The sequence below is a fragment of the Acinetobacter nosocomialis NIPH 2119 genome (assembly GCF_000368085.1).
In the GTDB taxonomy this organism is placed as follows: Bacteria; Pseudomonadota; Gammaproteobacteria; order Pseudomonadales; family Moraxellaceae; genus Acinetobacter; species Acinetobacter nosocomialis.
Map to the genome: position 1 here is coordinate 2625656 of NZ_KB849239.1, position 13499 is coordinate 2639154.

General features: G+C 38.5%; 10 protein-coding genes. 7 read left to right on the top strand and 3 right to left on the bottom strand.

What is annotated here, in order from left to right:
* Positions 1-16: 16 nt before the first annotated feature.
* Positions 17-1927, top strand: a complete 1911-nt coding sequence (locus tag F984_RS16125) for an ATP-binding cassette domain-containing protein (RefSeq protein WP_004710693.1) — start codon at positions 17-19, stop codon at positions 1925-1927.
* A 16-nt stretch (positions 1928-1943) separates the two neighbouring features.
* Here F984_RS16125 and F984_RS16130 read toward each other — a convergent pair whose 3' ends face one another.
* Positions 1944-2954 carry an acyltransferase family protein gene (locus F984_RS16130; RefSeq protein ID WP_004710694.1) on the bottom strand — a complete coding sequence of 337 codons (1011 nt, stop codon included), beginning with the start codon at positions 2952-2954 and terminating at the stop codon, positions 1944-1946.
* Positions 2955-3094: 140 nt separating this feature from the next.
* Between F984_RS16130 and F984_RS16135 the strand changes: the two genes are divergently transcribed.
* The 3 genes from F984_RS16135 (at position 3095) to F984_RS16145 (ending at position 6148) form a co-directional block, all read left to right on the top strand.
* The gene (locus F984_RS16135; RefSeq protein ID WP_004710695.1) at positions 3095-3727 is read left to right on the top strand and encodes a LysE family translocator; all 633 of its coding nucleotides are present in this window, start codon (positions 3095-3097) and stop codon (positions 3725-3727) included.
* 119 nt (positions 3728-3846) lie between these two features.
* Positions 3847-4782, top strand: a complete 936-nt coding sequence (lpxL, locus tag F984_RS16140; protein WP_004710696.1) for an LpxL/LpxP family Kdo(2)-lipid IV(A) lauroyl/palmitoleoyl acyltransferase — start codon at positions 3847-3849, stop codon at positions 4780-4782.
* A 265-nt stretch (positions 4783-5047) separates the two neighbouring features.
* Complete coding sequence (locus F984_RS16145) at positions 5048-6148, top strand: glycosyltransferase family 4 protein (RefSeq protein ID WP_004710697.1); 1101 nt, start codon at positions 5048-5050, stop codon at positions 6146-6148.
* Positions 6149-6204: 56 nt separating this feature from the next.
* Here the strand turns inward: F984_RS16145 and gltP are convergent, their stop codons facing one another.
* Complete coding sequence (gene gltP, locus F984_RS16150) at positions 6205-7491, bottom strand: glutamate/aspartate:proton symporter GltP (RefSeq protein WP_002053256.1); 1287 nt, start codon at positions 7489-7491, stop codon at positions 6205-6207.
* A gap of 690 nt (positions 7492-8181) precedes the next feature.
* On the bottom strand, positions 8182-9303 hold the full coding sequence (locus F984_RS16155) for an endonuclease/exonuclease/phosphatase family protein (protein WP_004710699.1): 1122 nt from the start codon (positions 9301-9303) through the stop codon (positions 8182-8184).
* Between the two features lie 187 nt (positions 9304-9490).
* Between F984_RS16155 and asd the strand changes: the two genes are divergently transcribed.
* The 3 genes from asd to F984_RS16170 all read left to right on the top strand — a co-directional run bounded on the left by asd (position 9491) and on the right by F984_RS16170 (position 13471).
* Positions 9491-10609: an aspartate-semialdehyde dehydrogenase gene (gene asd, locus F984_RS16160; RefSeq protein WP_002053322.1), complete on the top strand. Its 1119-nt coding sequence runs from the start codon at positions 9491-9493 to the stop codon at positions 10607-10609.
* A 148-nt stretch (positions 10610-10757) separates the two neighbouring features.
* On the top strand, positions 10758-12119 hold the full coding sequence (locus tag F984_RS16165; RefSeq protein ID WP_004710701.1) for a type IV pilus assembly protein FimV: 1362 nt from the start codon (positions 10758-10760) through the stop codon (positions 12117-12119).
* A gap of 59 nt (positions 12120-12178) precedes the next feature.
* Positions 12179-13471, top strand: coding sequence for a hypothetical protein (locus tag F984_RS16170; RefSeq protein WP_004710703.1), 1293 nt, complete (start codon positions 12179-12181; stop codon positions 13469-13471).
* The last annotated feature ends 28 nt before the right edge of the window (positions 13472-13499 follow it).

Below are 13499 nucleotides of genomic sequence, written 5' to 3' on the forward strand. Positions count from 1 at the left end.
GATTCTGGAAAACATTATGGCCTATATTACCCTAAGGGATGTCCAACTTGCTTTTGGCGGACCTGCCCTGCTCGATGGCGCGAACTTTAATCTAGAACGTGGCGAACGAGTCTGTTTAATTGGGCGTAATGGTGAAGGTAAGTCTACTTTACTTAAACTCATCGAGGGAAGCTTATTACCGGATTCTGGTGAAGTTTCTATCCAAAATGGTTTAACGGTTTCCATGTTAGCCCAAGACGTTCCAATGGATTCAGGTAAGGTTGCTGATATTGTAGCAGACGGCGCAGGAGAAGCGGCTGAAGTACTCAAAGCGTATCACCAAGCAACCGATGCTTGTATGCTTGGCGATATGGAAGCTTGCGACCGTATGGGTAACCTTCAGCACAAGCTAGACCAACTAGACGGTTGGGCACTTGAAAATAAGGTGAATGCTCTATTAAGTAAAATGGGTCTCGATCCAAATGCAGACTTAGCAGACTTATCTGGTGGACGTAAACGTCGTGTTTTACTCGCTCGTGCTCTTTTAACGCAGCCAGACGTATTGCTTCTAGACGAACCAACCAACCATTTAGATGTTGAAAGTATTGAGTGGCTAGAAAAATTCCTACTCGATCAAAATAATTTAACACTTCTATTTATTTCGCATGACCGCTCTTTTGTAGATAGCATTGCGACTCGAATTGTTGAACTTGACCGCGGCATCTTACGTGGCTACGAAGGTAACTATTCACGCTATTTGGAGCTTAAAGCTCAGCAAATGGAAGCCGAAGAGAAACAAAATGCTTTATTTGATAAAAAATTAGCTGAAGAAGAGGCTTGGATTCGTCAAGGCATTAAAGCACGTCGTACACGTAACGAAGGCCGTGTTCGTGCATTAAAAGCTTTACGCGAAGAATCGAAAGCACGCCGTTCACAACAAGGCAAAGTGAGCATGGCGACTCAAGAAGCAAATCGCTCTGGTAAATTAGTATTTGATATTGAGCACTTGAGCGTATCTTATGATGGTAAACCACTCATCAAAGACTTCTCTACGCTCGTCATGCGTGGTGACCGTATTGGCTTAGTCGGTGATAACGGTGTCGGTAAAACGACTTTAATTAAAGCTATTTTAGGTGAAATCGAACACGGTGGCTCTGTTAAAACAGGTACTCAATTAGAGATTGCTTATTTTGATCAATTACGTAATGCCTTAGATCTTGAAAAAACAGTCATGGCAAACGTTTCAGAAGGCTCTGACTTTGTTGATGTAAATGGCAACCGTCGTCATATCTACAGTTATTTACAAGATTTCTTGTTCTCACCTGAACGTGCACGTACACCAGTAAAAGCCCTTTCTGGTGGTGAGCGTAACCGTATTTTGCTTGCTAAATTATTGCTTAAACCATCGAACCTGATTGTGATGGACGAACCAACCAATGACTTGGATATGGTAACTCTTGAGCTACTTGAAGAGATGCTTTCTGAATATAAAGGCACGCTATTACTTATTTCGCATGACCGTGCATTTATGGACAATGTTGTCACTTCTACTTGGGTCTTTGATGGTAAAGGTGGTATTGCAGAGTACATAGGTGGTTACCAAGACTACTTACTACAACGCCCAGATGAAAAAGTGGTAGACCAGAAGTCTGACGTTAAGAAAGCTCAGGCAAAAGCTGAAGCTGAAAAAGCTGCTGCTCAAAGTACCGTAAAAAAGGTGAAATTGAGCTATAAAGACCAACGTGAACTTGAGCAACTTCCTGCTGAAATTGAAAAGCTGGAAGTTGAACAAGCCGAGCTTTCTGACAAACTTGCAGATGGTTCATGGTTTGTGTCTGATGCAGATGCTGCGACTCAAGCAAGTCAACGCCTAGCAGAAATTGAAGAATTATTGCTTGAAAAATTAGAGCGTTGGGATGAACTTGAGCAAATGAGTAAAGGCAGTTAATCAATAAAAAAGGGCTTTAATTAAAGCCCTTTTTTGGTTTTAAAAGTTCTAATAGTTTTATAAAAGGTCTGTAAATAAAGAAGGAAATTAAACCAATTAAACGTTCAAATAGCTGTAACTGCAAAACCATACAAGTCAGGATAGCCAAAACAAGACTAATCAAAATATTGATCTCGACCGAATATTTAAAGCTTAACTGATGAGTCAAAACAATAATTATAAAACCATGCAATATATAAACTGGCAGCGTTTTTTGGCCTAAACCAATCCAAGGTTGTTTAAAGCTTTGAGTGAGTATAAATAAACTCAAAACTCCCATAGCCGATAGCAACATTATTACACTGCGAATCAGCATTCCTTGCCAAACATCCACATGTAACTGTAGATAAGATAAACTGCCAAATAACCAGTAATAACTATAATGACTTATAGCCGCTACAGCAGTAATGATGAATAATGTAATAACAGCAAATAACTTTGCATAAGGCAACTGCGATATATACTGAAAAATGGTTTTACCATAAATCGCCCCAGCCATAAAAAAAGGTAGAAATACGAAAATTCGACCCATCGAATAGCTGTAATTATTAATGGGTGAGCATCCAACCAGTAAAGCTAAAACTATTGAAAACAGAAGTGGATATGCCATCTTTTTTAGGAAAAAAGCGAGAACCGTCCAAGCCCCCATGCCAAATAAATACCATAACACCCAATAAGGTTTAGCAAACCATGCCAAATGAAATGTACCAGTCCAAAGACTTCCATTATAAAAGGCATCAAGCAATTGAAATAAAATTTGAAATGGCAAATATAAAGATAGAAAGTAAATTAATTTTTCTAGTATTTTCTCTTCTTTAAAAAACATGCCCGATATAAAAATAAAAGCTGGCATATGAACAAAGTAAATACTCCCTAAAATCGCTTGATTTAAAGGCTCGTTCCAGCCAATTAACCTTTCAAGGTAATGACCTAATACAACCAGAAAAATTAAGATGCCTTTTGTGGCATCGATATGGAGATTTCTCATAAATTTCTATGAAATCAGGATATTCATATCATACTGAATTATTCTTATTTTTTAATTTAAAAAGACAATGAATAAAGTTTCGCTGTATATAAAATAATTATGATATACCTATCAGTATAATAATATTTAAGGATAATTCCGTGCTAGATCTCTCTCAAATTTTGGCATTCGGACTCATTTGCTTGGCGATGGTACTCACCCCGGGTCCGAACATGATTTATCTTATCTCTCGCTCCATTAGTCAAGGCAAAATAGCAGGTTTTATTTCCCTCGGTGGGGTTGCTGTTGGTTTTGTATTTTATATGCTCTGCGCTTCTTTCGGGATCACAGCGCTTGTTGTGGCAGTTCCATATGCCTATGACACGATTCGTATTGCCGGTGCCATATATTTACTCTGGCTTGCATGGAAAGCATTACGTCCAAATGCAGCGCCTATTTTCAGTGTAAAAGACTTATCTATTGACTCACCATTAAAATTATTTTTAATGGGCTTTTTGACAAATTTACTTAATCCTAAAATTGCAATTATGTATTTGTCTTTATTGCCACAGTTTATACATCCACAACAAGGCAGTATTTTAGCGCAGTCCATTCAACTCGGAACCATACAAATTTTTGTAAGTGTTTCAGTAAATGCACTTATTGTATTTTCTGCAGGTAGTATTGCGCTCTTTCTACAGCAAAAACCGCTTTGGGCAAGCATTCAACGCTGGATTATGGGGACTGTATTAGCCGGACTCGCTGTTCGTATTCTTTTAGAACACCGCCGATAACCCACTTTGTTTTCTTCCCCCTGCTCTAAAACTTCAATTTACTCCTGTGTATTACGACGATAAATTCAGTTCGTGATACACTTTTGCCAGTTTTAACTTTTTAAATTCTTTATATCGTTATGAGCCAAAAGCAGCCTTATACGCCCGGTGAGTTTCAATGGTCCTTTTTGTTACCTAAATATTGGGGTGTATGGATTGCGATTACTTTCCTCATGCTTTTGGCTATTTTACCATGGGCGATCCAATGGCGTTTAGCTCATGGATTAGCAAACCTTGCTTGGAAATATTTAAAATCTCGTCGCAAAACTACTATTCGTAATTTAGAAGTTTGCTTCCCTGAATGGTCACCTGAAAAAGTACAGCAACAAGCAAAACAAGTTTTTGTAGATATGATGCTTGGTATTTTTGAAACCTTAAACGCATGGTATAAGCCTTACTGGTTTAAAAACCGCGTCACAATTGAAGGTTTAGAACACATTACTGATGCTCAAGCTCAGGGCAAAGGTGTTTTATTACTGGGAACTCATAGTACTTTGCTTGATGCCGGTGGTTATGTATGCGCTCAATATTTTGAACCTGATGTTGTTTATCGTCCTCAAAATAATCCACTACTCGATATGCTGATTTATCGCTGCCGCGGCACAATCTACAAAGCACAAATTGATCATGATGATATGCGCGGCTTAATTCGTCACCTTAAAGATGGTGATGCCATTTGGTATAGTCCCGATCAAGACTTCGGGCTTAAACAAGGCGTTATGGCACCATTTTTTGGAGTGCCAGCTGCGACAGTAACGGCTCACCGTCGTTTATTAAAAATTTCCAAAGCGGTTGCTGTTCCTTTATATTTTTATCGTCATGGCGATGTACACGACCCTAAATATCATATCTTGATTGAGCCTGCAGTCGACAATATGCCAAGCGAAGATGAAGTCGATGATGCAACCCGCGTGAATAAGATTATTGAGAGTCAGCTTCGCATCGCACCAACTCAATATATGTGGTTTCATCGTCGATTTAAGACACGTCCTGAGGGATATGAAGAGATCTATTAAATAATCTTTAGTAACGGCCGCACTGTAGTAATAAACATCTAAATAAACACCAGCATGTACTATCGTGCGAAGGCGACAAGGACGTCGCCCGTTGGACTACCTTGCGCTGATTCCTAAAGCAGTGCTTTGGGAATCGCTCAGGATGTGTCGTTAGTCCAACAAATGGTTTTGTTACTTTTGCCAAAACAAAAGTAAGGAGTAAACTCCACCTATTAAATGAATAACCGGTAAAACACCGCTTTGCTACAACCTAAAGGCAAAATCAATGAAAGTGATGCAACTTCTCCCAGAACTCAATAGCGGTGGCGTAGAACGCGGCACACTGGAAATTGCACGTGCACTGGTTGCACAAGGCCACAAATCTTTGGTTGTATCAAATGGCGGACGATTAGTGTCTCAACTTGAAGCCGAGGGCTCTAAACACTTAACACTACCGATTCATAAAAAATCTTTATCGAGCTTATGGCAAATCCGCCCTTTACGTCGACTTATTGAAGAGCATCAGCCCGATATTGTTCATGTACGCTCACGTGTTCCTGCATGGCTTACCCATTTTGCTTTAAAAGGAATACCAGCCCATAAGCGCCCTCACCTCATCAGTACAGTACATGGTTTCTACTCAGTCAATCGCTATAGTGCGATCATGACTCAGGCAGAAAAAGTAATTGCCGTTTCTGACAGCGTGGTTAAATACATCACTGACCATTATAAAAACTGTCCACCACAAGATATTGTCCGGATTTATCGAGGGATTGATCCAGCTGCTTTCCCGCATAACTACCAACCCTCAGCACAGTGGTTTAATCAAGTTTTTAATGACTTTCCTGAACTCGAAAATAAATTTTTACTTTGTCTGCCTGGCCGTATTACGCGTTTAAAAGGACATGAAAGCTTAATTGAATTGATGCAACAACTTCAGTCGCAATATCCTCAACTTCATGCTGTTGTTGTGGGGGGTGCCGATGCTAAAAAACAGGCCTATTTAAGTGAGTTGCAAAGCACCATTCAAAACAAAGGACTTGCAGATAAGATCACCTTTGTAGGACATCGCTCAGATATACGTGAATGGCTCGCTTTTAGCGACATTGTGCTCTCTCTATCCAATCAAGCAGAAACATTCGGTAGAACAGCCTTAGAAGCACTGTCAGTCGGTACGCCAGTGATTGGCTGGAATCGTGGAGGTGTTGCAGAGATTTTATCTCATGTATATCCACAAGGTCTTGTTGAAGCTGAAAATGAAAAAGCTTTAGTAGAAACAGTAAAGCATCATATTGAACAACCGCAAACAGTCGCACCTGTGACAATGTTCAGTTTAAAAGATATGTGCGACCAGACGCTTGAGCTATATCAAAGTGTATTGAAATAACGTAATAAAAAACCCGCGATCATCGCGGGTTTTTTATTAACTAAAAGAAAGCAGTCTTATTTAAATGTTGCTTCATAAGCAGCAGCTTTTTCATAGTCATATTGTTTTTCCCACTTACTGATAACAAGTACAGCAAGTGCGTTACCAACAACGTTCAACGCAGTACGTGCCATATCCATGATACGGTCAACACCAGCAATAAACGCTAAGCCTTCCACAGGAATACCAACACTACCTAATGTCGCTAATAACACAACAAACGATACGCCAGGAACACCTGCAATACCTTTCGAAGTAATCATTAATGTTACAACCAAAATAACTTGTTGGCTGATCGACATTTCAATACCGTAAAGCTGTGCAATAAAGATTGCTGCGATACTTTGATAAAGCGTAGAACCGTCAAGGTTAAAAGAATAACCAGTTGGGATTACAAAACTAGAAATCGCTTTTGGCGCACCATAAGCTTCCATTTTTTGCATAATACGCGGTAAAACTGTTTCAGAACTCGCAGTTGAATATGCCAAGATTAATTCATCTTTCAAAATCTTAAACAAAGTAAAGATGTTGATGCTGAACATTTTTGCAGTTAAACCAAGTACCACTAAAGCAAAGAACAAGATTGCACCGTAAACCAATACAACCAATTTACCTAATGGAATAAGTGAAGCAAAACCAAAGTTTGCAACAGTTACAGCGATTAAACCAAATACACCCACTGGCGCATATTTCATGATGATGTGTGTCACACGGAACATTGTTTCCGATACAGCATGAAATACATTTAATAATGGGTCTTTTGTTGTAGCTGGCAATGAAGATAAGCCAATACCAAAAAGCACAGCAAAGAAAATCACTGGTAACATTTCGCCATGTGCCATTGAACTAATAATGTTCGTTGGGATAAGCGATAATATCGTCTGGATAATACCATGAGACTGTGACTGTACTTCTTCAGTTGTATGCTTATATTGAGAAATATCAGTTTGAACCAGTTGAGACATATCAATGCCTGAACCTGGATGGAAGATATTTGCTGCAACCAAGCCGACCAAAATAGCAATAGTAGTAATAATTTCGAAATAGAGAATGGTTTTAAAACCAAGACGCCCAAGACTTTTTGTACTGCCAACACCCGCAATACCTAAAATCAATGTAGAGAAAACGATTGGAATAACAATCATTTTAATCAGGCTAATAAAGATCTTACCTAACGGCGTAAGAACGTTATTTACAATACTATCTTTGATTTCAGGCTGATTATGTAAAACAGCCCCGACAACTATCCCTAGGATTAAAGCAATTAAAATTTGCCACGCAAGGCTAAATTTAAAATTCTTCATAAGACAATCCTTATGCACCGCAAAGTATCAAATATGAGAGGGAGAAGACCACTATCTTAGAGTGAAACCTCAATATGTACACTAATTTCCAAACAGAAATTTAAATGCACAAGCAAATCACAACCCGCCGATCCGGCGAAGTAAACAACAATGCCTGTTGACGATCCAACATGTCAACGATCGGCACATTCTATTGAGATTTGCCAATTAAACAAGTCCAATTTATGTCTAAATAGACCAAAGCCTATATTTATTCTTCAATAATCTATAAAAACAAAAACTTATCAAAAAAAATTTTTGTATCTATTTTCATCGAAAAAGGCTCGGATATATAAAAAAACTTATGGACAACTACCTATAATTAAATAGATTTTAAAATTAAGATAACCTTAAAAATATTTCTTTAATTTACAAATAATTAAATGGTATTTATATAAAATATCAACCCGAGTTCTGCGTCCTGCAAAACTCGGGTAAATGAGGTTGTGCTTTCAGGGTATATAATTCTTTTTATTGCTTCCGTTCTAACATCTTATCCGTGATGTCGTTCCATATCAGCTTAGTGCATCCTTACTTGGGATTATCCATTCCCGCTTCCGTGTGCCGATGAATGTAGAATACGGGTTTTAGCTCCCCCTGCCTATTGGACCTAGACTCAAATCTTTGTACGATATTGCTTACAACCTGCTTTTATATACTTTTCTCTTTATAAGGCTCTGCAATTTCATCAGTCACTATCTTTTCTTCTTTTTCAGCTTTAGCAATACCTTCTTGTATAGCAGCTTGAGCTTCTTCTTCATCATCTTGAGTTTCTTCAATTTCTTCTTGAATCTCTTCAAATATTCGACCTGTTTGTAAAACAACGTAGACAGGAAAATGATCTGAGCCAATATGAGATAAACGCTGCATTTTTACTAAACCAAAGTCTGTACTATGAAAGATATGATCAAGTGACCAACGCAATAAAGAGTAATCTGCATGAAAAGTATTAATAAAGTGTCGGCCAACTCGCGGATCGAGTAATCCACTAATACGTTGAAATAAACGTGTTGTGCGTGACCATGCGACATCATTTAGATCTCCCATCACGATACAACTCTCATCCAGATCTTTAATTTGATCTCCAACAATTAAAAGCTCTGCATCTCGTAGTGTTGAATCTTTTGCTTCAGTTGGACTAGGCGGTTTAGGATGTAAACAGTAGAGCTGAACAGGCATCCCAGAACGTAAGATTACAGTGGTATGAATAGAAGGAATTTCATTACTTAAAATGAATTTAACCTCAGTATTTTTAAGCGGTAACCGGCTATATAAATGCATGCCATATAAATTATCTAATGGCACAGGCACACGGTAAGGGTACTCCTCTTCAATTTCTTTTAGAGCATTTTCCCATGTCTTGTCACTTTCTAACGTCAACAATAAATCAGGTTTTAATGTCCGTACATGCTCAAGTAATAAATGATATTTATCATTGGGTGTAAGCACATTAGAAACAATTAGTGAAATCTGCTTTTTAGGATCTACTTGATGTTGCTTTACCTTTTTAACCTGTTTTTTCCAAAACAAGGTATAAGGCAAAACCATTTTAAGTTGATAAGCAATTGCTGCAATGAGTACTGCAAGCAAAAGCTCACGCCATATGTTCCATTCAGACGGCCAAAACAACATGCCAATTAAAGCAATAAAGCCCACAAACAGAATTTGTAAACGTGGAAAATCAGCCCCTCTAAACCACCACTCATCACGAGGGATAAGTGACCAGAAAGTCAACCAAATCACCATCACAGACACAACTTCGATATAAATCATTGAAATTACTCTTTTAAGATGATTTGTTTTTTAATGTTTTTGTCATCTTTATCAATTTTGTATGTAACATAAACAAGATATTCTACTCAATAAAATTGCTGTTTTGATTCTGTAACGCTTGCAGTTGTGAGCACTTTTGATACACTCAACTCCCCCTAACAATTTTAACGCACCGAGGCAAAATGACATGAAAGTAGGTCTGGTCGGTTGGCGCGGGATGGTCGGTTCCGTCCTTATGCAACGTATGGTTGAAGAGAATGATTTTGCTCATATTGAGCCATTCTACTTCTCTACCAGTAATGCAGGTGGTGAAGCTCCTTCATTTGGTGGTAAGACTGCCCCAGCACTTATGGAAGCTACAGACATTACCAGTCTGAAGCAAATGGATGTCATTATTACCTGCCAAGGTGGTGACTACACGTCTGAAGTTTTCCCACAGTTAAAAGCAACTGGTTGGGATGGCTACTGGATTGATGCTGCATCTACTTTACGTATGTCTGATGATGCAATCATCGTTCTTGATCCAGTTAACCTTAACGTAATTAAAGACGGTTTAGCGAAAGGTACTAAAACTTTCGTTGGTGGTAACTGTACAGTATCACTTATGTTGATGGGCGTAGGCGCACTTTTCCAAAATAATTTGGTTGAGTGGATGACTGCTATGACTTATCAAGCAGCATCAGGTGCTGGCGCACAAAACATGCGTGAGTTGTTAACAGGTATGGGTTATTTGTACAACAATACCAAGACTTTGTTAGATGATCCTAAATCTGCAATTCTTGATATTGACCGTCAAGTTGCTGAGTTACAACGTGGTGAAGGCTTCCCTTCTGCGAACTTTGGTGTGCCACTTGCTGGTTCATTGATTCCTTACATTGATAAACAGCTTGAAAGCGGTCAATCTAAAGAAGAGTGGAAAGGTCAAGTTGAAACCAACAAGATTTTAGGTAACTCTCAAATTGTTCCTATTGATGGTCACTGTGTGCGTATCGGTGCAATGCGTTGCCACTCTCAAGCATTAACCATCAAACTGAAAAAAGATGTTCCGCTTGATGAGATCGAAGATATGATTCGTAACTCAAACCAGTGGGCTAAAGTTGTACCAAATACACGTGAAGCATCAATGACTGATCTTACACCTGTAGCTGTGACTGGTACCTTAACTGTACCTGTAGGCCGTTTACGCAAACTCAATATGGGTAAAGAGTATCTCGGTGCATTCACAGTAGGCGATCAGCTACTTTGGGGTGCTGCTGAACCTTTACGTCGTATGTTACGTATTTTAGTAGAATACAAAAGTTCATAATTTGACCTGAATTATTCAGTCAAAATAAAAAGCCGATCACATTTGATCGGCTTTTTCGTAACTGGTTTGTGAAAAATTAACAATTTATTTACATTTCATTATTGTATAATTTTGAACGACTTTACGACTGATCAGGTCATGGATTGAGATGACTGCATATAACAAATTAAAAATTGCCATTTTCACCATTATGTCTTCGCCTTGTGTTTATGCGATTACATTAGATCCTATTCAAATTCAATCTGCGCCTGGGGAATTACTTTATGCAGAAATGAATTTTCAGCAAGCGGATCCAAATACCCCATTACAAGTCAGTTTAGCCACTCAAGAAGATCTTAATAGTTTGGGAGTCACTCACCAACCTCCTGGTAATCTGAATTTTTATACACGCCAAAATGGCCAAGGTTCTGGCGTTATTGTGATTACCTCATCTCGTCCTATTATTGATCCTGAATTGAATATTGTCGTAAAAGTCAGTGAAGGTAATGCAACTCGTCTTCAACATATTAAAACCGTTTTAAAGCCATCGCCTATAAAAAAGGTCGCTGCTAACGAAAGTCCACTTTCACCGCAATTTATCGTAAATGAAAAAGACATCGCGTTAAACTTACCGGAAAGTACTCGATACACACCTGCTGAGACAGCAACAGCCGTAGCAGAAACTCCAGCTAATGAACGTAATCTAAATATTAGTACTGGAACTGCTCCAGCTTTGAATAGCTCTGCTCCTGCGACGCCTTTTACCGAAAAACCTTCGACTCAAGCGCCACAGCAAACTATAGCAGCAATGAGTACTGGGCCATCTGCTATAGAAAAACAGCCATCTACGCCTCTTAAACCAAGCAATGACAATCAAACAACTACAGTCAAAAAAGCAGCCCAACCTAAGCCTGCTCAACACAAAAATGTATTAAGTAAAAACACACAAACAAAGCAAAAAATAAGCACCTATAAAGGTCCAGCACCTACAGGTAAGTATGTCGTACAACGTAATGAGTCTTTATGGTCTATTGCCAATCGTATTGCAGCACAAACTAAACAACCTGTGGCTAAAGTCATGAGAGATATCCAAGCTCAAAATCGACATGCTTTTATCCAAGGCGATGTAAACCGTTTACGTCAGGGAATTTCACTAAATTTAACAGCAGCAAATACAGCCAAAGCACCTCATACAAAATCTAAATCAACTGAAGCTAACTTAGCAAAACCTACTTCTGGCCGAGCTAAATATCGTTTGCAACAAGCTGAAATGAGCATTGTGGCAGAGAACAGCCCAAATTCTAATCATGGAAGTGCAAAAAAGAGCACACAACAAGGTCAAAACAATACTGAGTTAGCAGTAAAAGTTATGACAACTCGAGAAAAAACCGTTACATTACAAAGGAATGTAACCAAACTAAATCAAACTTTAAGTTTAAAAGACCAACGTATTCAACTTCTGAATGCGCGTTTGGCAGAGTTACAGCAGCAATTAAAAGCACAGCAACAAACTCACAAGCAAAAACACTAAGTTAAAACCAGAGTTAGCTCGCTTTATATTGCAAAATTTTATTTTTTAAGGGGAAAGTAATGTTATATGTGATTCCGTTTATCATATTACTCGTGGTCGCCGTTGTTTTAAAAAAGCGCGAGAATGGCCAAAAACAAGAGACCACCTCCCCAAAGAGTATAAGTAAAAAATCGGGCAAAAAAGCAGGTGCCAAATCGAGTAAAAGCTCGCGTGAAAAAAGTAAAGCCAGTGTAGTTGAAGAAGTCGCTCCTGCTCTTCCACAAAGTAGTCCTGTTCCTGAGGCTGTTCGTCAAAATATTCAACAGCTCATTCAAGAAAAACAGTTTTCAGCGGCTGAAGCTCAAGTCAATCAGGCACTAAAAAAAGACAATACCCAGCACGAATTGTATTTATTACTTCTTGAAGTTCATATTGCTCAAAAAGATGAATTCGCGATTCAACAATTAATTAGCCACATTCGCAGTTTGGCATTAAATGAAATCGCGATTAAAGCAGAAGCAAGACAAAAAGAATATGAGTCTGCAAGACAACCCGATGCTATTGATTTTCCTCAATCTCAATCGTATGAAGAACCGAAAAACACACCTGACACAACTGCTCAGTTTGACCAGTTAACAACAAGTTCTTCTGAAACTTCTTTTGATGACTTGCAGAAAGACTATACACCTGTAAAACAAGAACCAGCAGTTGAAGTTGAACCGTTAGAATTTAACTTTTCATTTGAAAAAACTGCAGCTACCGAAAATATCAGTCAACCCATACAGGAACCAGAACAATCAACATCTCAGCAAATACCAGAAGTTTCGTCATCTCAAGAAACAAATGAACTAGCTGATTTAGAGTTTTCTTTTGACTTGGCACCTCTGCATGAAAATGAAGAAAAAACTCAAGCAGTAGAAGTAAAAGCAAATCAAGAAAATAGCGTCAATGCATTAGATTTTAACCTTGACTTAAATCCTTCAATTTCAGAAAAGAAATCTGATGAACAAGTTTCATCATTAGATGAACTTACACTCGTAGAACAAGCACCATTAGAAGCGACTTCTATCGCACCTCTTGAGTTTTCGCTAGATGAACCTGCACTAGTTACAGCACCAGAAATTGAAACTCAAAACCATCTAGATGTAGTAACTAAAGAGGCTACTCAAACTCAAATAGAGGATCCACTACTAGACGCATTTCCAGAATTAAAACAAGTAAATGAAAGTGAGCTCGACTTAAAACTGGCTGAGCAATATATCAAGTTTGGTGAGAACCAAGCAGCGCGCAATTTACTACAGGCTAATGAGCAAAAATTCAACACAGAACAACAACAACATGCGAAAAACCTACTTAATCGCATAGCTTCTTAGAACTGTTCGATTTACCATAAGCAGTCAG